The organism is Microbacterium sp. zg-B185, assembly GCF_030246885.1.
Classification (GTDB): domain Bacteria; phylum Actinomycetota; class Actinomycetes; order Actinomycetales; family Microbacteriaceae; genus Microbacterium.
The window spans coordinates 2,431,664-2,452,520 of the sequence record NZ_CP126739.1 but is presented as its reverse complement, the minus strand read 5'-3'; the positions used below and the strand labels follow the sequence as shown (position 1 = coordinate 2,452,520).

The 20,857-nt window shown below is 68.8% G+C and carries 22 protein-coding genes and 1 tRNA gene; 12 read left to right on the top strand and 11 right to left on the bottom strand.

Annotated elements, in window-relative coordinates; translation table 11 throughout:
• The first annotated feature begins 48 nt into the window (after positions 1 to 48).
• Genes QNO12_RS11850 through QNO12_RS11840 form a run of 3 tightly spaced genes read left to right on the top strand, consistent with a single transcriptional unit; the run spans position 49 to position 3,483 of the window.
• Positions 49 to 2,379 (top strand): MMPL family transporter, encoded by a 2,331-nt coding sequence (locus tag QNO12_RS11850; protein WP_257503436.1) that lies wholly within the window; start codon positions 49 to 51, stop codon positions 2,377 to 2,379.
• Positions 2,376 to 2,957 (top strand): isochorismatase family protein, encoded by a 582-nt coding sequence (locus QNO12_RS11845; RefSeq protein ID WP_257503434.1) that lies wholly within the window; start codon positions 2,376 to 2,378, stop codon positions 2,955 to 2,957. The genes QNO12_RS11850 and QNO12_RS11845 overlap by 4 nt, the downstream gene beginning before the upstream one ends.
• Positions 2,950 to 3,483 carry a GNAT family N-acetyltransferase gene (locus QNO12_RS11840; RefSeq protein ID WP_257503433.1) on the top strand — a complete coding sequence of 178 codons (534 nt, stop codon included), beginning with the start codon at positions 2,950 to 2,952 and terminating at the stop codon, positions 3,481 to 3,483. The genes QNO12_RS11845 and QNO12_RS11840 overlap by 8 nt, the downstream gene beginning before the upstream one ends.
• Positions 3,484 to 3,553: 70 nt before the next feature.
• On the opposite strand, the gene QNO12_RS11835 is transcribed toward QNO12_RS11840, so the two are convergent.
• Together QNO12_RS11835 and QNO12_RS11830 are read right to left on the bottom strand one after the other, a co-directional pair.
• A tRNA-Lys gene (locus QNO12_RS11835) sits at positions 3,554 to 3,626 on the bottom strand.
• Between the two features lie 200 nt (positions 3,627 to 3,826).
• Positions 3,827 to 4,483: a fasciclin domain-containing protein gene (locus tag QNO12_RS11830; protein ID WP_257503432.1), complete on the bottom strand. Its 657-nt coding sequence runs from the start codon at positions 4,481 to 4,483 to the stop codon at positions 3,827 to 3,829.
• A 260-nt stretch (positions 4,484 to 4,743) separates the two neighbouring features.
• Here QNO12_RS11830 and sigK point away from each other — a divergent pair, with 260 nt between their 5' ends.
• The 4 genes from sigK (at position 4,744) to QNO12_RS11810 (ending at position 7,979) form a co-directional block, all read left to right on the top strand.
• The gene (gene sigK, locus QNO12_RS11825; RefSeq protein ID WP_257503431.1) at positions 4,744 to 5,346 is read left to right on the top strand and encodes an ECF RNA polymerase sigma factor SigK; all 603 of its coding nucleotides are present in this window, start codon (positions 4,744 to 4,746) and stop codon (positions 5,344 to 5,346) included.
• Positions 5,343 to 6,146, top strand: a complete 804-nt coding sequence (locus tag QNO12_RS11820) for an anti-sigma factor (protein ID WP_257503430.1) — start codon at positions 5,343 to 5,345, stop codon at positions 6,144 to 6,146. Before sigK ends, QNO12_RS11820 begins: the two co-directional genes overlap by 4 nt.
• A 113-nt stretch (positions 6,147 to 6,259) precedes the next feature.
• Positions 6,260 to 6,898, top strand: a complete 639-nt coding sequence (locus QNO12_RS11815; protein WP_257503429.1) for a DNA-directed RNA polymerase subunit beta — start codon at positions 6,260 to 6,262, stop codon at positions 6,896 to 6,898.
• Positions 6,899 to 7,094: 196 nt separating this feature from the next.
• Positions 7,095 to 7,979 carry an aminotransferase class IV gene (locus QNO12_RS11810; RefSeq protein ID WP_257503428.1) on the top strand — a complete coding sequence of 295 codons (885 nt, stop codon included), beginning with the start codon at positions 7,095 to 7,097 and terminating at the stop codon, positions 7,977 to 7,979.
• Positions 7,980 to 7,998: 19 nt separating this feature from the next.
• Here QNO12_RS11810 and pstB read toward each other — a convergent pair whose 3' ends face one another.
• The 7 genes from pstB to QNO12_RS11775 all read right to left on the bottom strand — a co-directional run bounded on the left by pstB (position 7,999) and on the right by QNO12_RS11775 (position 16,033).
• Positions 7,999 to 8,778, bottom strand: coding sequence for a phosphate ABC transporter ATP-binding protein PstB (gene pstB, locus QNO12_RS11805; RefSeq protein WP_257503427.1), 780 nt, complete (start codon positions 8,776 to 8,778; stop codon positions 7,999 to 8,001).
• 18 nt (positions 8,779 to 8,796) lie between these two features.
• Positions 8,797 to 9,906 carry a phosphate ABC transporter permease PstA gene (gene pstA / locus QNO12_RS11800; RefSeq protein ID WP_257503426.1) on the bottom strand — a complete coding sequence of 370 codons (1,110 nt, stop codon included), beginning with the start codon at positions 9,904 to 9,906 and terminating at the stop codon, positions 8,797 to 8,799.
• Between the two features lies 1 nt (position 9,907).
• Complete coding sequence (pstC, locus tag QNO12_RS11795) at positions 9,908 to 10,849, bottom strand: phosphate ABC transporter permease subunit PstC (protein WP_257503425.1); 942 nt, start codon at positions 10,847 to 10,849, stop codon at positions 9,908 to 9,910.
• 78 nt (positions 10,850 to 10,927) lie between these two features.
• Positions 10,928 to 12,040 (bottom strand): phosphate ABC transporter substrate-binding protein PstS, encoded by a 1,113-nt coding sequence (gene pstS, locus QNO12_RS11790; RefSeq protein ID WP_257503424.1) that lies wholly within the window; start codon positions 12,038 to 12,040, stop codon positions 10,928 to 10,930.
• Positions 12,041 to 12,172: 132 nt separating this feature from the next.
• Positions 12,173 to 13,111: an NUDIX hydrolase gene (locus QNO12_RS11785; RefSeq protein ID WP_257503423.1), complete on the bottom strand. Its 939-nt coding sequence runs from the start codon at positions 13,109 to 13,111 to the stop codon at positions 12,173 to 12,175.
• Positions 13,108 to 15,273 (bottom strand): RNA degradosome polyphosphate kinase, encoded by a 2,166-nt coding sequence (locus tag QNO12_RS11780; RefSeq protein ID WP_257503422.1) that lies wholly within the window; start codon positions 15,271 to 15,273, stop codon positions 13,108 to 13,110. Before QNO12_RS11780 ends, QNO12_RS11785 begins: the two co-directional genes overlap by 4 nt.
• A 61-nt stretch (positions 15,274 to 15,334) precedes the next feature.
• Positions 15,335 to 16,033: a winged helix-turn-helix domain-containing protein gene (locus QNO12_RS11775; RefSeq protein WP_257503421.1), complete on the bottom strand. Its 699-nt coding sequence runs from the start codon at positions 16,031 to 16,033 to the stop codon at positions 15,335 to 15,337.
• 117 nt (positions 16,034 to 16,150) lie between these two features.
• Here QNO12_RS11775 and QNO12_RS17040 point away from each other — a divergent pair, with 117 nt between their 5' ends.
• The 4 genes from QNO12_RS17040 to ygfZ all read left to right on the top strand — a co-directional run bounded on the left by QNO12_RS17040 (position 16,151) and on the right by ygfZ (position 18,319).
• Positions 16,151 to 16,324: a hypothetical protein gene (locus tag QNO12_RS17040; RefSeq protein ID WP_350338517.1), complete on the top strand. Its 174-nt coding sequence runs from the start codon at positions 16,151 to 16,153 to the stop codon at positions 16,322 to 16,324.
• A 9-nt stretch (positions 16,325 to 16,333) separates the two neighbouring features.
• Positions 16,334 to 16,471, top strand: coding sequence for a hypothetical protein (locus QNO12_RS17035; RefSeq protein ID WP_350338516.1), 138 nt, complete (start codon positions 16,334 to 16,336; stop codon positions 16,469 to 16,471).
• Positions 16,472 to 16,607: 136 nt separating this feature from the next.
• Positions 16,608 to 17,222: a nitrobindin family protein gene (locus QNO12_RS11765; protein WP_257503420.1), complete on the top strand. Its 615-nt coding sequence runs from the start codon at positions 16,608 to 16,610 to the stop codon at positions 17,220 to 17,222.
• A complete protein-coding gene (gene ygfZ / locus QNO12_RS11760; protein ID WP_257503419.1) occupies positions 17,222 to 18,319 on the top strand; it encodes a CAF17-like 4Fe-4S cluster assembly/insertion protein YgfZ in 1,098 nt (365 codons plus the stop codon). Before QNO12_RS11765 ends, ygfZ begins: the two co-directional genes overlap by 1 nt.
• A 24-nt stretch (positions 18,320 to 18,343) precedes the next feature.
• Here ygfZ and QNO12_RS11755 read toward each other — a convergent pair whose 3' ends face one another.
• A complete protein-coding gene (locus QNO12_RS11755) occupies positions 18,344 to 19,168 on the bottom strand; it encodes a class I SAM-dependent methyltransferase (protein WP_257503418.1) in 825 nt (274 codons plus the stop codon).
• Positions 19,169 to 19,239: 71 nt separating this feature from the next.
• Here QNO12_RS11755 and QNO12_RS11750 point away from each other — a divergent pair, with 71 nt between their 5' ends.
• Positions 19,240 to 19,989 (top strand): phosphoglyceromutase, encoded by a 750-nt coding sequence (locus QNO12_RS11750; RefSeq protein WP_257503417.1) that lies wholly within the window; start codon positions 19,240 to 19,242, stop codon positions 19,987 to 19,989.
• A gap of 67 nt (positions 19,990 to 20,056) precedes the next feature.
• Here QNO12_RS11750 and phoU read toward each other — a convergent pair whose 3' ends face one another.
• A complete protein-coding gene (phoU, locus tag QNO12_RS11745; RefSeq protein WP_257503416.1) occupies positions 20,057 to 20,737 on the bottom strand; it encodes a phosphate signaling complex protein PhoU in 681 nt (226 codons plus the stop codon).
• Positions 20,738 to 20,857 lie beyond the last annotated feature (120 nt).

Here is a 20,857-nt window from a genome sequence, read left to right as displayed (position 1 = left end):
CAGCTTAGAGATTTCGCCGTTCGGGATATTGCTAGATAAGCTAGCGATATGCAGAAATCGCCCTCCGCGCTCCGTCAGCCGACTCGGTGGTTGAGGATCGGCATCCCGATCGTGCTGGCGTTGGTCTGGCTCATCGGCGGGGCCATCGGCGGGCCGTACTTCGGCAAGGTGGGCGAGGTCTCCACGAACGACCAGTCCTCGTTCCTCCCGCAGAGCGCAGATGCGACGCAGGTCAGCGAACGGCTCGCGGATTTCACCGGGGGAGACACCATCCCGGCTGTTGTGGTCATCGCGGGCGACGACTCGCTCACGGACGACGAGATCGCCACTCTGCAGACGGTCTCAGCCGACATCGGCGCCCTGGACGGCGTGTCCGGTGACGTGTCGCCGCCGGTGATCTCCGAGGACGGTCAGGCCGCGCAGATCTTTGTGCCGGTCGCCACGGACGGTGAGATCCGCGAGATCGTCGAGGAGATCGCGGCGACACTCGAATCCGAGCTGCCGGAGGGGCTGGAGGGGTGGGTGACCGGTCCAGCCGGGTTCACCGCCGATCTGGTCAGCGGATTCCTGGGCATCGACGGACTGCTGCTGCTGACTGCGCTGGGCGCCGTCTTCGTGATCCTGATCATCGTCTACCGATCGCCGCTGCTGCCGGTGCTCGTGCTGATGACGTCGCTTTTCGCGCTGTGTGTGGCCTTGCTGACGGTGTGGTGGCTGGCGAAGGCCGGCATCGTCGTGCTCAACGGCCAGGTGCAGGGCATCCTGTTCATCCTCGTGATCGGCGCCGCGACGGACTATGCGCTGCTCTACGTGGCCCGATTCAAGGAAGCCGTCGCCGACGGAGCGACCAAGTGGGACAGCGTCACGCGCGCGTGGCGCGGCGCGTTCGAGCCGATCCTCGCCTCCGGCGGCACGGTCATCGCGGGTCTGCTCTGTCTGCTCCTGTCCGACCTCGCCACCAACCGCGCGCTCGGCCCGATCGCGTCGATCGGCATCGCGTTCTCGATGCTCTCCGCCCTGACCTTCCTCCCCGCGCTGCTCGCGCTCGTCGGCCGCGCCGCGTTCTGGCCCTTCATCCCGAAGCAGCCTGCCGCTGAGCTGCCTGCGGATCTCACCCAGCCGGTGAGGGGATTCTGGGCCAAGCAGGCACGCCTGGTCGCACTGCATCCGCGCCCGGTCTGGATCATCACGACCCTGGTGCTGCTGGCCGCGTGCGCGGGAGCGCTGCAGCTGAAGGCCGACGGCGTTCCCTCCAGCGACCTGGTGCTCGGGGCATCCGAGGCACGAGACGGGCAGGAAGTGCTCGCGGAGCACTTCCCCGCCGGATCCGGCAGCCCGGTGTACGTCATCGTCCCGGAGGATCAGATCGTGGATGCGGTCGGCGTCCTCGACGACAACTCCGGTGTCGAGTCCGTCGCCATCGTCTCCGCGGATTCCCCCACCGGTCAGGCCGCCGTGGCGATCGAGGCCGGCGCGCCGGTGTTCACCGCACCCGGTCCGCCCGGAGCCACGGCACCGGAGCCGACCGTCGTGGACGCAGACGTGCTGCTGGTGGGGACGCTGACGGACACGGCCGATTCGGTGACCGCGGACTACACCGTGCGTGAACTGCGGGCCGCCTTCACGGACGAGTTGGGCGAGGGCACCGCTCTGGTCGGCGGAGTCACGGCGACGGATGTCGATACGAACGACACATCGATCCGGGACCGCACCTTGATCATCCCCGTCATCCTGTTCGTGATCCTGCTCATCCTGATGCTGCTGCTGCGCTCCATCCTGGCGCCGGTCCTGCTCATCCTGAGCACCGTGCTGTCCTTCGGTGCGGCCCTGGGCGTCAGCGCGCTCGTGTTCAACAACGTGTTCGATTTCCCGGGTGCCGACCCCGCAGTGCCGCTGTACGGGTTCGTGTTCCTGGTCGCGCTGGGGGTGGATTACAACATCTTCCTGATGTCTCGGGTGCGGGAGGAATCTCTCGTGCACGGAACGAGACGCGGCATCCTGCGCGGTCTGGTCACCACCGGCGGGGTGATCACCTCGGCCGGCCTGGTCCTGGCCGCCACCTTCGCGGCGCTCGGGGTCATTCCGATCCTGTTCCTCGCGCAGATCGCGTTCATCGTCGCCTTCGGCGTCCTGCTGGACACGTTCGTCGTGCGCTCGCTGCTCGTCCCGGCACTGTCCTACGACATCGGACGGGCGATCTGGTGGCCGTCGAAGCTGTGGCGACGCGGACCGGAGGTGACCGGTCGCCCGCAGCCGCAGGCCGGGCACGGCGGAGCCGTCGCAGAGGCGCCGGTGCCTGCGAACACGGTGCCGGAAGTGCTCGCCGACGACGGGCACCCGCTGACACGCGAGGAGTACCGTCGTACCCTCGGGTCATGACCCGAGCGCTGTTCATCGTCGATGTCCAAAACGACTTCACCGAGCGCGGCGCGCTGGGCGTGGTCGGTGGCGACCAGGTCGCCGAGCGGGTCACCCGGTTCCTCGCTGAGCATGCGGGTGACTACCGCATCGTGGTCGCCTCGCGCGACTGGCACGACGGCGACAACGACAACGGCGGCCACTTCGCATCCGGCGAACCCGACTTCGTCGATACCTGGCCCGTCCACTGCGTCGCCGGGACGTTCGGCGCGGAGTACGACGAGGGCTTCGACACCTCCACGGTCACGCACCACCTGAAGAAGGGTCAGGGCAGGCCGGCCTACTCGCTGTTCGAGGGCATGACCGACGACGGTGTCACTGCCGGGCACCTGCTCGAGCAGTACGGGATCATCGACATCGACATCGCCGGGCTCGCGACCGACTACTGCGTCCGCGCGTCCGCGCTGGACGCCATAGAGCATGGCCGCCGTGTGCGGGTCTTCACCGATCTGGTGGCCGGTGTCCATCCGGACTCCAGCGAAAGGGCACTCGCCGAGATTGCCCACGCCGGCGCCGTCCTCCTCGACTCACGTGCCTGATTCCGCAGCGGTGCGTCGCGTGCGGCTGAGCGAGGCGGATCGGGTGCGCAGCATCCGGCTCGAGGCGCTCCGCGACCCGGCCGCGGGCATCGCCTTCCTGGAGACGCATGATCAGGCTCAGGCGCGTCCCGCGGCGTTCTGGCAGGAACGGGCGGCCGGTGCGGCGCTCGGCGAGTTCTCGGCGCAGTTCATCGCCGAGGCCGGCCGCGATTGGGTGGGCACTGCGACGGTGCTGATTCCCGAACCCGGAGGGGTGGACTACTTCGGTCGCCCGCACGTCGCAGGTCGCGCTCTGGTGGTCGCCGTCTACATCCGTCCGTCTCACCGCGGCGGCGGCATCCTCTCCGCCCTGATGGATGCCGCGGCCGAATGGGCCGGTGATCAGGGGCAGCGCGAACTCGCCCTCGACGTACACGAGGACAACGCCCGTGCGCAGGCCGCCTATGCCCGGGTCGGGTTCGTCGCCACGGGGATGACCTCGGCCGGGCCGAACGGTGTGGAGCGTGAGATGCTCCGTGCGCTGTGACCGGCGCCCGGCATCTGCGCGGCCCCGGCATGACGGAAGGGACACCCTGAGGGGCGTCCCTTCGCGCGAGTGGGCCCCGTGGGGCTCGAACCCACGACCCGCGGATTAAAAGTCCGATGCTCTACCGACTGAGCTAGAGGCCCGCGACCTCCAGCCTACTTCGGCTGGGACCATGCCTCGCAGCATCGCACTCACGCGTTCGGCTGTCACGATCTGCGAACAGCTGCGGCGTGTCGTGACAGGGGAGCGGGTGGGGTGCACGACCAGAGCGACCGCCGACGCCACCTCGCAAGCGTCGGCGGTCGCTCCGCCCCCCGGGATGCCGGCTCAGCCGGCGGTCTGGTTACATCGCCGGCGGCATCAGCACCGTGTCGATGAGGTAGACGGTCGCGTTGGCAGTCTTGACGCCACCGCAGATGACGGCGGCCTCGCCGTTGACCATCAGGTCGTCTCCGCTGCCGGTGACCTCGAGGTCTGCGCCGTTGACCGTGGTGTGCGTGCCGGCGACGTCGTCCGGTGCGACCTGACCGGGAACGACGTGATACGTCAGGATCGACGTCAGCAGATCGCTGTCGGTCTTGAGCACCTCGATGGTGGCCGGGTCGATCTTCGCGAACGCGTCATCGACCGGCGCGAAGACCGTGAACTCGTCTCCGTTGAGCGTGTCCACCAGGTTGACGTTCGGGTTCAGCTGACCCGAGACCGCAGCGGTCAGCGTCGTCAGCAGCGGGTTGTTCGATGCTGCGGTGGCGACGGGATCCTGCGACATTCCCTCGACCGAGCCCGCTCCCTCGGGCACCGCCTCGGCGTAGCCCGCGCAGCCGGCCCCGACCAGGTCGGCCGCCGGATCCATCTCGGTCTCCGGCGTCATGCTCTCCTCGGACATGGGCGGTGCGGTGGTCTCGGTCGTGGTGCTCGCGCCCGAGGAACAGGCGCTGAGGGTGATGGCGGCGGCGAATGCGATCGGAAGTGCGAGCAGGTACAGCTTCTTGCGGGACATGATGTCCTCCTAGGTTTCGCGTCGCCGATGCGGCGTCGCAGGGCCAGCGGTGCTGTGGGCCACCGAGGCGGCCTACACAAGGTCTTCGGCGCGAGGTCCGGATCGGATGGGACGGGCATCGGCGTCCGCCCGGAATCCGCCGGTTTCGCAGCCGTGTGGGGGCTGACAGCGGTCATGTACACGCGTCGCGGATCCAGATCCCATCAACCGCCGTGTGTCAACCCTCGCGTCGCGCACGGGGAGCAGGGCCGTCCTGGGGCATGCTGTTCAGTGTGGTGATCGATGGCGTGGACGTGCCCGATGAGGGCTCGGGTGTCGTCGACCATGCCGGCGAGCTGCTGCTGCGTGTTGCCGACGGCGACCAGGTCGCCTTCGCCCGCCTCTATGACATGCTCTCGCCGCGGGTCTTCGGCCTGATCCTGCGCGTGCTGGTCGACCGGTCGCAGAGCGAAGAGGTGCTGCAGGAGGTGTTCCTGGAGATCTGGCAATCCGCGGGCCGGTTCGCTCCGAACAAAGGTCAGGGAAGATCGTGGGTGCTGACGATCGCACATCGCCGTGCCGTGGACCGCGTACGGTCCGCCCAGGCGAGTACCGATCGCGATGTGCGGGCGGGCTTCCGGGACATCGGCGTGGCATATGACGGTGTCGCCGAAGAGGTGGAGCTGAGGATCGAGGGCCGACGTGTGTCAGAGGCCCTCGCAACGCTCTCGGACCCGCAGCGCGAGGCCCTGACCCTTGCGTATTACGGCGGTTACAGTCAGAGCGAGATCGCGGCACTGATGGGGACGCCGCTGGGGACGATCAAAACGAGAATGCGGGACGGCTTGTCCCGGCTGCGGGTGGAAATGGGGGTGACGACGTGAACGAGCAGGACTTCGCCGAACTGGCGGCAGGCTACGTGCTGCACGCGCTGTCACCCGAGGACACCGACGCGTTCCGCGCCGCCCGGCGACAGCATCCGGAGTGGGAGCACTACGTCACAGCGGATGCCGCGACCGCGGCGCTGCTGGCAGAGGCCGTCGTCGAGGTCCAGCCCCCGCAGGGCGTGCGCGCCGCGCTTCTCGTGCAGATCGCCGGGAGCGGCCGGCCCGTGGAGGTCGCCCCGCTCTCGCCCGACACGGCGGCGGACAGTCCGCTGCCGCCGGCCGAGCCGCCTCGCCGCACCTCCTCCGGCGGCACCGGCGCGCCGGCGCCCGGCGGGTGGCGACCGCGAGCGTGGTTCACGCTGGCTGCCTCTCTGGTGCTCCTGGTCGGAGTCGGCTGGGGCGCCGTCTTCGTCGGCCAGCAGCTGAACCCCCCGGCATCCGTCGTCGCGCTCAACGAGATCGAAGCGGCGCCGGACGCGCAAGCAGAGACGGTGACCCTCCCGGAGGGCGGGGAAGCGACCGCGCACTGGGCGGAGTCTGTCGGCAAGGTCGTGCTGGTCACGGACGGACTGCCGGAGATCGCCGAAGACAAGAGCTACGAACTGTGGTTCGTCCGAGACGGGGACCCGATCTCGGCCGGTGTCTTCGCGGCCGATGACGGCAGCGCCACCGCTCTGCTCTCCGGTGCCATGGAACCGGGCGACGTCATCGCCGTGACCGTCGAGGTCGCCGGGGGGTCGCCGACCGGGCTGCCCACCTCGGACCCGATCGTGGCGATCCCGACGCAGGACTCCTAGCCCCGAGTGCGGCGCCTGCGTCCGACCGCGGGGCGCCGGCGCGTTCTTCATCACGCGTCCGACCGGCCGTTCCGGCCGAACTGGGGATGTCGCACCGCGAGTAGCCTGGAACGGTGAGCGACGATTCGAGGGAGTTCCACAAGCCCGTGAAGCGGCCTGCCGAGCTGTTCGACCGCCGGTTCGCGGCCGAGGACCCCGCGGAAGTGTCGCGTGTGGCCCACTCGACGGCGCAGGCGCTGCTGGCTCGGGCACGCTCCGACCCGAACGGGGAGGTGGTGGACCGTCTGGTGGCGTTCACGGACGAGCACGGGATCGACGACATCGCCGAGCTGTGGTCCCGATCGCCGTCGCGGTCGCTGCCCGGCGCGCTGTGGCGGCTCTACCTGATCCAGCTGATGATCCACGACGACCCGCATACCGCCGCGCTGCTCTACGAGAGGGGCAGGAACGAGATCGTCTCGGCTGACCCCGTGGTCGCCGGCGCACCGACTCCGGCAGGACCGGACGAACTGGTCGAACTGGTCGACACGATCCTGCGCGGACTGTTCCAGGGCGACTTCGCCGTCGCGTTGGACAGGGCGGCCGCGTTCTGCCGGGTTCAGGCATCGGGCGCCAGCCACCTGGCCGATGACTACGAGGCGACCGAATCGGAGCGCGCATCGGCACTGACCACCCGCGCGCTGCGGCTGGCCGATTACGCGGGCGACCTCGCCGCCTGCGCCTCGCTGTGGCGGCGGGAATCACTCACCTAGGGCGGGAGCGCCGGCGACTGCGCGCGGAAAGCCCCACCGGGGGAAATGAGGTGCCGGGCCGCAGAACGCCTCTCGGCGCGAGGCCGCTCGGAGCGGCAGAAGATGGAGCCCGGGGTTACTGCGGCCCGGCTGTCTCAGTGTAACCGAGCCTGCGGCATGGGCATTCCCCGTGGAGCGTCCTCGCTAGGCTCGGACCATGGTTTCGCGATACGCCCTCATCATCGATCCGGCGTCACCCGATGACCCGCGAGCCGACTTCACCTCGACCTTCGCCGAGGTCGATCCGGCGGCGCCCGCGCTCAGCGTCGGAGAACTGAGCACGCAGCGCGGCGACGGCATCTTCGAGTCCGTCGGCGTCGTGGACGGGCACGCGCAAGAGGTGCAGGCGCACCTGGACCGCCTCGCGCATTCCGCCGAGATCTGCGACCTGCCCGTACCGAATCTGGAGCAGTGGCGAGCGGCCACCGCACTGGCCGCCGCCCATTGCGGGCCGGGCGAGAGCGTGATCAAGCTCATCCTCAGCCGCGGCGTGGACCACGGGCCGGCCCCCACCGCCTGGATCACCGCGAACCCCGCCCCCGACTTCACCGCGGTCCGCGTCCGCGGTGTCCGGGTGGTCACGCTCGAGCGCGGCTACGACAGCGCGGTTCCGGCGCGCGCGCCCTGGCTCCTCCTCGGCGCGAAGACGCTCTCGTACGCGGTGAACATGGCTGCGATCCGCGAGGCCAAGCGCCGCGGAGCCGACGATGCGATCTTCGTCTCCACCGACGGCATCGTCTTCGAGGCGCCGACCGCGTCGCTGATCCTGCGGGTCGGCGACGTGTACCTCACGCCGGCGCCCAGTGGCGGCATCCTGCACGGCACGACCCAGCTGAGCGTGTTCGCCTGGCTCGAGCAGCAGGGACTGGCCACGCAGTATCGCGGCATCCCGACCGACGAGCTGCCGCAGGCGGATGCCGCGTGGTTGGTGTCCTCGGTGCGCCTGGCCGCCCCGATCACCGAGATCGACGGCGCGCCGATCCCGCTGGACGCGGAGTTCACGGCGCGGCTGAACCAGTACCTGCTCAGCCCGCGCGACTGAACCCGGCGGTGCGCGCGCTCTAGCCGAACCGTCCGGAGACGTAGTCCTCTGTCGCCTGCACGCTGGGGTGGGTGAAGATCGTGCGGGTGTCGCCGTATTCGATCAGCTTGCCCGGCTTGCCGGTGCCGGCGATGTTGAAGAAGGCGGTCCGGTCCGAGACGCGCGAGGCCTGCTGCATGTTGTGCGTGACGATCACGATCGTGTAGTCGTTCTTCAGCTTGCCGATCAGCTCTTCGATCGCGTACGTGGAGATGGGATCCAGCGCAGAGCACGGCTCGTCCATCAGCAGCACCTGCGGTGAGACCGCGATCGCGCGGGCGATGCACAGCCGCTGCTGCTGCCCGCCGGACAGGCTCGAGCCGGGCTTGTCCAGGCGGTCCTTGACCTCGTTCCACAGGTTCGCGCCGGTCAGGGACCTCTCCACGAGATCGTCGGCGTCCGACTTCGAGATGCGCTTGTTGTTCAGCTTCACCCCCGCCAGGACGTTCTCCTTGATCGACATCGTCGGGAACGGGTTGGGGCGCTGGAAGACCATGCCCACCTGACGGCGCACCAGCACGGGGTCCACGCTCGCGGCATACAGGTCGTCGCCGTCCAGCAGCACCTCGCCCTCCACGCGGGCGCCGGGGATGACTTCGTGCATGCGGTTGAGCGTGCGCAGGAACGTGGACTTGCCGCAGCCGGAGGGGCCGATGAAGGCGGTGACGCTGCGCGGCTCGATCTGCAGGGAGACGCCCTCCACGGCGAGGAAGTCGCCGTAGTAGACGTTGAGGTCGTTGACTTCGATGCTCTTGGACACGAGATTCCTTCTGCCGGCTCAGCGGCCGGTCTTGGGGGCGAACACCTTGGCGATCAGGCGCGCGACCAGGTTGAGGACCATGACGATGACGATGAGGATGAACGCCGCCGCCCACGCGCGGTCGATGTAGGCCTGCGCCGGGATGCCCTGGTTCATGTACTGGGAGTAGGCGAAGACGGGCAGCGTCATCATGCGGCCCGAGAAGAGGTCGTAGTTCATCGACGCAGTCACCCCGGCCGTGATCAGCAGGGGCGCCGTCTCACCGATGACACGCGAGATGGACAGCATGATGCCGGTGGTGATCCCGGCGATCGAGGTCGGCAGCACGACCTTCACGATCGTGAGCCACTTCGGCACACCGAGCGCGTACGCCGCCTCGCGCAGCTCGTTCGGCACCAGGCGGAGCATCTCCTCGCTGGAGCGGACGACCACCGGGATCATCAGAACGGCCAGCGCGACCGAACCCATGATCCCCAGCCGGATGCCGGGTCCGAAGAAGATGGCGAACACGGCGTACGCGAACAGCCCGGCCACGATGGAGGGAATCCCGGTCATCACGTCGACGAGGAAGGTGATGCCACGCGCCAGCTTGCGGTCCTGCCCGTACTCGACCAGGTAGATCGCGGTGAACAGGCCGATCGGGATGGAGATGACGGCAGCGGCGAGGGTGATCAGCAGGGTGCCGACCACGGCGTGCAGGGCCCCGCCGCCTTCGCCGACGACATTGCGCATCGAGTTGGAGAGGAACTCCGCCGACAGCCCCGCCACGCCGTTGGCCACCACGGTCCACGCGACCGACACCAGCGGCACCATGGCCAGCAGGAAGGCGGCCGACACGACTCCGGTCACGAGGCGGTCGATCCCTTTGCGCCGCCCTTCCACCAGTGAGGAGATGACCACGATGAACACCAGGTACGCCAGCACGGCGACGATCGCCGCTCCGGCGAAGTTGATGTCCGACTGTGCTGCCAACGCGATGACGGCGAACGCCAGCAGGCTGAGTGTGATGGTGCCGACCAGGATCGCCCACGGCGCCCAGCGGGGAAGGTGGCCGTTGGTCAGGCGCAGCGGTTGCGCCCCGATCTCGGGCGCGAGGGGGGGAGCGGGGGGAGCGGTGGTCACAGTCATGTCAGTTGGCTCCCGAGAATTCCTTGCGCCTGCTGACGATCCAGCGTGCGAGCGCATTGACGGCGAACGTGACGACGAACAGGATCAGGCCGGTGGCGATGAGGACGTTGATGTTCGTGCCGTAGGCCTCGGGGAAGGTCAGGGCGATGTTGGCGGGGATCGTTCCGGGGTTCTCCGCGGTGAACAGCCGGAACGTGACGATGTTGGCCACCGAGAGCACCATGGCGACGGCCATCGTCTCGCCCAGCGCGCGGCCCAGGCCGAGCATCGATGCCGAGACGATGCCGCTGCGTCCGAACGGGAAGACCGCCATCTTGACCATCTCCCACCGTGTCGCGCCGAGGGCGAGCGCGGCCTCCTCGTGCAGCACCGGAGTCTGCAGGAAGATCTCACGGCAGATCGCGGTGATGATCGGCACGACCATCACCGCGAGCACGATCGCGGCGGTGAAGATGGTGCGGCCGGTACTGGAGACGGTTCCGCCGAAGAACGGGATCCATCCGGCGTTGTCGTTGAGCCAGGCGAACACGGGCTGGACGGCGGGCGCGAGGACGATGATCCCCCAGAGGCCGAACACCACCGACGGGACGGCAGCCAGCAGGTCCACGATGTAGCCCAGGCCCTGTGCGAGTCGGCGGGGGGCGTAGTGCGAGATGAACAGAGCGACCGCCACGGACAGCGGCACGGCCATCAGCAGGGCCAGCAGGGACGCCCAGATCGTGCCGAACGCGAGCGGCCCGACGTACTGCCAGAAATTGCCCCTGAGCAAGGATGCCGTGTCGCTCGTGGCCGTCAGTCCAGGGATCGACTGGACGATCAGAAAGATCGCCACGGCGGCCAGCATCACCAGGATCATCGATCCGGCGAACAGCGCCGTTCCGGAGAACCAGCGATCGCCGGGCCGCTGCTTGACCTTGACGGCCGGAGCGGTGGTGGTGGTCATGAGTTCCTGTCTGGCTCTCGGTTCGGTTCGGTCCGGTTCCCGGCCCGACGCCTCACGGCGCGGACCGGGACCGAGCGACTATTCGGTGACGATCAGGTCGATCGCGGCGTTGACCTTCTCGGTGAGCGCCTCCGAGATCGGGGCGTTGCCGGCGGACGCCGCTGCGGTCTCCTGCCCCTCCGGGCTCGCGACGTACTCGAGGAAGCCCTTCACCAGCGCGGCGGTGCCCGGGTCGGTGTACTCCTGGCAGGCGATCATGTAGCTGATCAGAACGATCGGGTAGACCCCGGCGGCCTCCGAGGTGCGATCCAGCGCGATGGCCAGGTCGCCTTCGGTGCGGCCCTCTTCGAAGGGGGACTCGTCCACGATCGCGGCGGCCGCTTCGGGGGAGTAGGTGACGAATTCGTCGCCGACCTGGACGGCCGCCGTCGCAAGGCCCTGCTCGGCTGCACGCGAGGCATCCGCGTAGCCGACGGTGCCGTTGCCGCCCTGAACTGCCGAGACGACGCCGGAGGTGCCCTGGGCGGCCTCGCCGCTGGAGAGCGGCCACACGCCGTCGGGCTCGAAGGTCCAGACATCCGGGGCGGTGGCGAACAGGTAGTCCGTGAAGTTCTCGGTGGTGCCGGAGTCGTCCGCGCGGTGCACCGGTGTCACGGCCAGGTCGGGAAGCGTCACGCCCTCGTTCAGAGCGGCGATCGCCGGGTCGTTCCACTTCGCGATCGTGCCGGAGAACAGGCCGGCGATGGTCGCCGGGTCGAGGTTGAGCTCGGTGACGCCCTCGACGTTGAAGATGACGGCGATGGGCGAGATGTACGTCGGCAGCTCGATGATGTCGGTGTCCGCGACGCAGCCGTCGAAGGCGCCCGCCTCGATCTCCTCGATCGTGAAAGGGCGGTCGGATCCGGCGAAGGCGACCGCCCCGGCCTGGAACGACTCCCGGCCCGCGCCGGAACCGGCCGGGTCGTAGTTGATGGTCACGTCCGGGTTTGCGCCCTGGAATCCTGCGGTCCACGCCTGCACGGCGACTTCCTGCGACGAGGCACCCGCGCCGGCGAGTTCGCCGGACAGACCGGCGGGCGCGGATGGGTCGACGTTCGCGCCGCCGCCCGTCTCGTTCGCAGCGCAGGCGGTGAGGGCGAGGGCCGCGACAGCGCCGATGGCGCCGATCTTGGCAATGCGGGAGAGCTTCACTGTGAATCCTTCACGGTTGTCGGGTCGTGCCCGGTGCGGGGCACGGATTGACCGTAGACAGCCACGCTTACGAGAGTGCGCGCTCCCGGTGAACAGAAGGTGAACGCGGCGAGGTCAGCTCGAGATCCGCGGTCAGATCTTCGGAGCGTGCGTCTCGATCGCGACGATGCCTGATCCCGGGTTGTCCGCCGACAGGTGCACGACCGAGAAGCCGCCCGCCTCCAGCGCTGAGGCGCTGCCCAGATACGATCCACGCAGCGTGCCGGTGGCCAGGGCGATCTCGGTCAGGATTTCCGGCAGCACGGGCCCATGGCTGCACAGCACCGCGGGCTTTCGCGCCCGCACGCGCTCGCCGACGATGGTGCGGGCGTCGGAGCGACCCTCTTCCCACGCGTCCTGGCTCAGCAGAGCTGTCGTATGGATCTTCCGGCCGAGGGCGGCGGAGAGGGGATCCACCGTTTTCACGCAGCGTTTGGCGGGACTCGAGATGATCCTGCGCACACCGAACGACCGCAGCGGCCCGACGATCGTCTTGGCCTGAGCGCGCCCGCGTCCGGAGAGCGGACGGGCGGCGTCCTCGCCCTCCCACTCTTCCCGCGACACGGCCTTCGCGTGGCGCAGCGCGATGATCGGGAAGGTCCGCAGCACACCCTCGTCGACGAGGGTCGCGAAATGCTCGAGGATCTCCACGTCCACGGGATAGCTCAGACGGCCGAAGGCCTTCTTGAGACTCACCCACTCGAGCGCGGCGATCTCCTTGTTCGGCACGAAGGCGGAGGCGCGGATGGCCGCTTCGGTCGCCTCGGCTGCCCAGTAGTGCACGATCTTCTGTCGTCTGTTCGGCATGCGATATCGCGAGACACCCACCGGCACGCCGAGATCGGCCCGGATGCCGGTCTCCTCGAAGATCTCCCGGCTCGCCGTCTCGGCCAGCATCTCGCCGGGGTCGACCTTGCCCTTGGGTAGGCTGACGTCCCGGTAGCGCGTGCGGTGGATGAGCAGCACGAGGAGCTTCGCGTCGACGATGCGCCACAGAACGCCGCCCGCCGCGTAGACGGCGGTTTCGGTCATCGCGCCGCCCGTGCCCGCCGGCGCCGGCGCACGTTGGTCATGGTGCGGTCCTGAATGTCCACGAGGGGCTTCCCCTCGTCGTCCAGACTGTGCCGGGTCCACGCTCCCTCGGTATCCAGCCACCACGAACTGATCTTGTCGCTCATGGCGAGCTCGAACAGGTCCGACAGCTCCCTCAGGTGCGTGGGCGCGACCACGCGCACGAGTGCTTCGACACGTCGATCGAGGTTTCGGTGCATCATGTCCGCGCTGCCGATGTAGACCTGCGGATCGCCCGCGTTCTCGAACATGAATAGGCGTGAATGCTCCAGATAGCGGCCCAGGATGCTGCGCACCCGGATCGTCTCACTCATTCCGGCCACGCCGGGCTTGAGCGAGCAGATGCCGCGCACCCAGATGTCGATGGCGACGCCGGCCTGACTGGCCCGGTACAGCGCATCGATGATCTGCTCGTCCACCATCGAGTTGACCTTGATCCGGATGCCGGAGGGCTTGCCGGCCAGTGCGTTGCGGCGTTCCTTCTCGATCAGTCGCAGCAGCCCCTTGCGCAGGTGCAGCGGCGCGACCAGAAGACGCTTGAACTTCTTCTCGATCGCATACCCGGACAGTTCGTTGAAAAGGCGGGTCAGGTCCCGGCCGACCTGCTCGTCCTTGGTGAACAGGCCGAAGTCCTCATAGATGCGGCTGGTCTTCGGGTTGTAGTTGCCCGTGCCGATGTGGCTGTAGCTGCGCAGCATCCCATCCTCCTCGCGGATGACGAGTGCGAGTTTGCAGTGCGTCTTGAGACCCACCAGGCCATAGACGACGTGGACGCCGGCCTTCTCCAGCTTTCTGGCCCACACGATGTTGGCCGCCTCGTCGAAGCGCGCCTTGACCTCCACCAGGGCCAGCACCTGCTTGCCCGATTCGGCGGCGTCGATCAGCGCCTGCACGATCGGGCTGTCGCCGGAGGTGCGGTAGAGGGTCTGCTTGATGGCCAGGACATGGGGATCCTTCGCGGCCTGCTCCAGGAACGCCTGCACGCTCGTCGCGAACGATTCGTACGGGTGGTGCACCAGGACGTCCGCGCGGCGGATGGCCGCGAAGATGTCGGAGCGGCCGTTCTGGTCGGCGGGCTGGAACGCCACGGCCGTGGTCGGGACGTGCGGCGGGTAGTGCAGGTCGGGGCGATCGATGCGGGAGAGGTCGAAGAGCCCGCGCAGGTCCAGCGGTCCGGGCAGGCGGTAGACCTCCTGCTCGGTGATGTCCAACTCGCTGATCAGCAGGTCGAGGGTCAGCTCGTCCATGTCGTCGCCCACTTCGAGGCGGATCGGCGGCCCGAACCGGCGGCGCAGCAGCTCCGCCTCCAGCGCCTGGATGAGGTTCTCAGTCTCGTCCTCTTCGATGACCACATCCTCGTTGCGGGTGAGGCGGAACGCGTGGTGGTCGAGGATCTCCATCCCGGGGAACAGATCCTCCAGATGGTTGGCGATCAGCTCTTCGAGCGGCAGGTAGCGCACGGTGTCGCCGTGGCGCGAGACATCCACGAAACGGGGGAGCATCGGCGGGACCTTGAGTCTTGCGAACTCCTGCCGACCGGTCCGGGCGTTGCGGATCCGAATGGCGAGGTTCAGCGACAAACCGGAGATGTACGGGAACGGGTGGGCAGGATCGACCGCCAGCGGCATCAGCACGGGGAACACCTGGCGCTGGAAGTAGTCCGACAGACGCGCGCGTTCGTCGTCTTCGAGCCCCTTCCACGAGATGACCTCGATGCCCGCCTCGGCCAGCGCAGGGCGGACCTGCGAGGTCCAGACGTCGGCGTGCCGCAGCTGCAGGGCGTGGGCATCGGCCGAGATGTCCGCGAGCACCTCCTGCGGCGAACGGCCGACGTTCGTGGGCACCGCCAGTCCGGTGAGGATGCGGCGCTTGAGGCCGGCCACGCGCACCATGAAGAACTCGTCGAGGTTGCTGGCGAAGATGGCCAGGAAGTTCGCGCGCTCCAGGACCGGCAGTGCGGTGTCTTCTGCCAGTTCCAGCACGCGCTGGTTGAAGGCCAGCCAGCTCAGTTCGCGGTCGAGGTAGCGGTTGTCGGGCAGCTGCGAGTCGAAGACCTCGGAGAGGTCGAAGTCGTCGTCGTCCGCGTCGCCGAGTCCGGCGTCGAGCACGTCGTGTTCGATCATCCCTTCATCATTGCAGGGTGAGGTGACCAGTGTGTGAACGTGTTCCCTCTCGGGCGCCGAGCTACGCGCCGGTGTGCTCGCGCGGTGCCGGGATCTGATCGTCCTCGTACACGTTGAAGCGGTATCCGACGTTGCGCACTGTGCCGATCAGCTGCTCGAGATCTCCGAGCTTGGCCCGCAGTCGTCGGACGTGCACGTCGACGGTGCGGGTGCCGCCGAAGTAGTCGTAGCCCCACACTTCGCTCAGCAGCTGTTCGCGGGTGAACACGCGCGAGGGGTGGGTCGCGAAGAAGTGCAGGAGCTGGAACTCCTTGTAGGTCAGATCCAGCGGCTTGCCGTGGACCTTCGCGGAGTACGAGGACTCGTCGATGGAGATGCCGGAGGTCTGGATCCGGGTGGAGACCTGATCCTTGGTCATCCGCCCCATCGCCAGACGCACCCGCGCATCCACTTCGGCGGGGCCGGCGGTCACGAGGATGACGTCATCCACACCCCAGTCGGTGGAGACGGCGGTCAGGCCGCCCTCGGTGACGACCAGCAGCAGCGGCGCATCCAGACCGGTGGTGTTCAGGATCTTGCACAGCGATTTCGCGCCCACCAGATCCACCCGCGCGTCGACGAAGATGATGTCGGCCGCAGGTGCGTTGACCAGCTGGGCCGGCTCGGCCGGAATCTGCCGCACGCGGTGGCTCAACAGCTCGAGCGAGGGCAGGACGGGGCCGCCGCTGTGGGCGGAGCTCAGAACGAGAAGCTGTGCCAAGAAAGCCGTCCTCCCGGCGCACGGGACGCGCCGTTTCCTCAGTTTAGGGGCGTCGGATGCCGTCGCCCCCGCATCCGGTTGAGCGGGTGTCCGGCGAGAGCCTGTCAAGGCCGTGCTGTGAGCACCGAGATGAGCGACAATGAAGAGGTGACCACTCCGGAACTGGCTCCCCGTCGCACCTTCGGCGGCGTGATCGCCGTGTGGGTGATCGCCGCTCTCGTGGGCATCGCCATCGGCGTGTTCGTCGCCGAGGAGTGGCGGGCGGCGTGGCTGACCGTCGGCCTGGGCTGATGCCTGGTGGTGGCGTTCGCCATTCAACTCTGGTTCGGCCGCTCCCAGGGTTTCACCGAGCGGGTGGCCGCCAGCGTCCTCGGAGCACTGCTGGTCATGGGCGTGCTCAGCCTCGGGTTCGGTCTGGCCTCCATCGTTCCCGGCTAGACTCATCGCATGGATCTCGTCGCGCTCGAACTCTTCTTCGTCGGGCTTCTCGCCCTCGCGTCGCTTGCGATCGTCTTCGTCTCCGGCGTCGTGATCAAGAACCTCTATCGCGGCCAGCGCTGACGGCGGCTGCGTCGTGTTGGATCTGCCCACTGACCTGCCCGCCGACCTCGCGCCGCTGTCGTGGCTCATCGGGGTGTGGGAGGGGACCGGCGTGATCGACTACGAGGCCGCCGACCACCGATTCGCGGGCGAGTTCGCCCATCGGGTCAGCTTCAGCCACGACGGGGGAGCGTACCTGAACTACTCGGCCAGCGCCTGGCTTCTGGATGACTCCGGCGGGGCCGAGCCGGTACGCACGCCGCTGGTGTCGGAGATGGGCTACTGGCGCCTCTCCCGCGCGGCGACGGATGCCGATGCCGGACCCGGTCTGCTGCCGGCCCTCTCGGAGCCGGTCGTGCGCACGGCCGACGACGTGGAACGGCTGCGCAATGCCGACGGCGGCTTCGACATCGAAGTCTCCCTCGTCCACGCGGACGGCATCAGCGAGTTGTACCTCGGACAGATCCGCGGCCCCCGCATCGACATCGCCACCGACGCGGTCATCCGTACCGCCGCGGCCAAGCCGTACACGGCGGCCGCGCGCATGTACGGACTGGTCGAGGGCCATCTGCTGTGGGCGTGGGACATCGCGGCCCTGGGCACTGAGCTGTCCTCCCACGCGTCGGCGCGACTGGCGCGGGTCGACTGATGCCCGGGCCCTTCGCACGCGTCCCCGGTGCCGTCACAGATGACTCCGGGCTCCGCCACCTCGGAAACCCGCTCGGCGAGCAGCGCGCCCTCGCTTCCGGCGCCGCCCTCGCCCCACTGGGCGACCGCGCCGTGCTGGCCGTCCCCGGTGAAGACCGGCTGTCCTGGCTGGATTCGCTCACTTCGCAGGCGCTGACCCGGCTGCCCGCCGGTGCGAGCACCGAGCTTCTCGTGCTGGACCCGCAGGGACACATCGAGCACGCGGCATCCGTTCTGGACGACGGGGAGACGACGTGGCTCATCGTCGATGCCGCTGATGCGGAGGGTCTGCTCGCCTGGCTCCGCAAGATGCGCTTCCGGCTGCGCGTGGACCCGCGGGACGCGAGCGAGGAGTTCGCGGTGATCGGCGGCACCCGGGCTGCCCTCACGGCCGTCGCCTCCGCCGCGCCCAACGGCATGCCCCTGGTCTGGAGCGACCCCTGGCCGGAGGTCACCGCGGGCGGTCATGCCTACGCGACCGTCGAACCGCACGCCGCCGCCGGGCGGGATTGGTCCGAGGCGATCGTCCCGCGCGTCGAGGAGGAGCGCATCGCACTCGCTGCGTCCGCCGGCGAACTGAACCTCGCAGGGCTGGCTGCCGTCGAGGCCCTGCGCATCGCCGCCTGGCGTCCCCGGTGGGCGAATGAGGTGGACGAGCGCGCGCTTCCGCACGAATTGGACTGGCTGCGCACCGCGGTGCACCTGGAGAAGGGCTGTTATCGGGGCCAGGAGACGGTCGCGAAAGTGCACAACCTCGGCCACCCACCCCGTCGGATCGTGGGGCTGCAGCTGGACGGCAGCGACTCTCTGCTGCCGGTCCGCGGAGACGAGCTCTTCATCGGCGAGAACGCCGTCGGTGTGATCACCTCTGCGGCCCTGCATTTCGAGGACGGGCCGATCGCGCTGGCCGTCGTACGTCGCAACACCCCGGTCGACGCGGAGTTCGTCGTGCGGACCGCCGACGGAGCCGTCGTGGCCGCTCAGGAGGTCATCGTCCCGCCCGAAGCCGGGGCCACCGCCAACGTCCCGCGTCTGCCGCGGCTCGGCCGCCGCCGCTGACGACGCTCCGGCCGGCCGCATCGGTCATCCCGGTGCGACGGCGCTCCAGGGCACGGTGAGCTCGCCCAGGCGCCACCGGGACCTGTCGCGCACCGGCCAGCCGCCGTTGCGCAAGGCCCGCAGCGCCGCTTCCCAACGCTGAACGGGGCCGAACGCGGCCACGCTCGCAGCCCGATCCCACTCGTCATCGAGCGCCCTGAGCAGATCGTGGACTCGTTCGCCGGGCACGTTGCGATGGATGAGCGCCTTCGGGAGCCGCTCGGCCGCGATGGAGGGCCGTTCCAGTCCGGCGAGCCGCAGCGCGACCGTGAGGGTACGCGGTGCGGCATCCGGTCCGATCGCGATCCAGGTGCAGACGCGCCCCAGTTCGTCGCAGGTGCCTTCGACCAGCAGCCCGTCCGTCGCCAGCGTTGCCGCCATCCGCTGCCAGGCACCCCGCACGTCCGGCTCGTCGTACTGCCGGAGCACGTTCATCGCCCGGATCACGGCCGGCCGGCGGTGCTCCGGCGTCGGCACCTCGAACCCGCCCAGCGCAAAGGAGACGCGGGTGTCTGCGGCGAAACCGGTCGTTCCGGCGCGCACCTGCGAAAGCTGGGAACGGGCGCGCGCAACGCGCTGCGGGTCGATCTCCAGCCCCAGAACCTCGACGTCGGGCCGCACGCGGGCCAGGCGGGCAGCCAGCTCCAGTGCGGTCACCGCGCTCGCGCCGAAGCCGAGATCCACCACGAGCGGGTCGGCCGCGCGCCGCAGCGCGGGATGCCGGGCGATCCACCGATCCACGCGCCGCAGCCGGTTCGTTCCGGTGGTGCCCCGGGTGACCTGGCCGACGGGGGAGCGTCCGGGGGTCATCAGCCCATGATGCCAGGCGGCGCCGTGCGTTCCGGCCGGTCGAGTGGCGGGCCGCTCGGTATCATGGGGCAATGACCGCGCCCTACACGCTGATCCTCCTCCGCCACGGCCAGAGCGAATGGAACAAGCTCAACCTGTTCACCGGGTGGGTCGATGTCCGCCTCTCCGAGCAGGGCAAAGCCGAAGCCGTCCGCGGTGGCGAACTGCTGGCCGAGGCCGGGCTGCTGCCGGACGTGCTGCACACCTCGGTGCTGAGCCGCGCGATCCAGACCGCCGACCTCGCGCTGGACGCCGCGGATCGCCTCTGGATACCGGTCAAGCGCAGCTGGCGCCTCAACGAGCGCCACTACGGCGCGCTGCAGGGCAAGGACAAGGCGCAGACGCTCGAGGAGTTCGGATCCGAGCAGTTCATGCTGTGGCGCCGTTCCTTCGACGTCCCGCCTCCGCCGCTGGACGACACCTCCGAGTTCAGCCAGGTCGCCGATCCCCGCTACGTGGGCATCGACGGCGAGGTGCCCCGCACCGAATCGCTCAAGCTCGTCATCGACCGCTTCCTGCCCTATTGGGAGAGCGACATCGTCCCGGACCTCCGCTCCGGCCGGACGGTGCTGGTCACCGCGCACGGCAACTCGCTGCGCGGGCTGGTGAAGCACCTGGACAACATCAGCGATTCCGATATCGCGGAGCTGAACATCCCGACCGGCATCCCGCTGGTGTACCGGCTGGACGAGGACCTCCAGCCCGTCGAACCGGGCGCTTACCTGGACCCGCAGGCGGCTGCCGCCGGCGCCGCGGCCGTCGCCGCGCAGGGCAAGCACTGACCGGGCGGACACCCGCAGATGAGCGGATGCCGCACCCGCGGCATCCGCTCAGTGGGTTGCGGCCGCGCTACCTCGCCGTTGTGACGATGTCGATCGCGTCGGTCTCCATCGTCCAGTCACCGGTCGAGAGGTAGACCACCTTCTTCGCGACCGAGACGGCATGGTCGGCGAAGCGCTCGTGGTAGCGGCTGGCCAGGGTCGCATCGACGGTCGCGGACGCCTCGCCCTGCCAGGTGTCGCTGAGGACCTTCTCGAAGACGTGGACGTGCAGATCGTCGAGCTTGTCGTCGTCGTTGCGGATCTCTTCCGCCAGCGCCTGGTCCTCGGTGCGAAGCAGCTCGGTGAGCTTGCGCGCGACATTCACATCCAGCTGGCCCATCTTGATGAACGTGGACTTCAGGCCCCTGGGGATGGCGCGCTCCGGGAAGCGCATCCGGGTCAGCTGGGCGATGTGCTCGGCGATGTCGCCCATGCGCTCCAGTGACGCGCTGATGCGCAGGGCGCTCACCACGATGCGCAGATCGCGGGCGACCGGCTGCTGGCGGGCCAGGATCTCGATTGCCAGCTCGTCCAGCGCGACCGCCTTCTCGTCGATGATCGCGTCCGCCTCGATGACCTCTTCGGCCAGTGCGACATCGCTCGAGCTGAACGATCGGGTGGCCTTGTCTATCGCGACGGCGACGAGCTCGGCGATCTCGACCAGACGTCCCTGGACGTCCTCGAGCGACTGATGGAAGACTTCGCGCATTGCAGCACCTTTCGTGTTCCGCAGCGGGCACGTGCCTTGCGACCTGACGATTGTCGCCGGAGAAGGTTAACGAACGGTGCCGCGAGAGTGAATAGTAGCCGGATCGCATGCCGAGCCGCC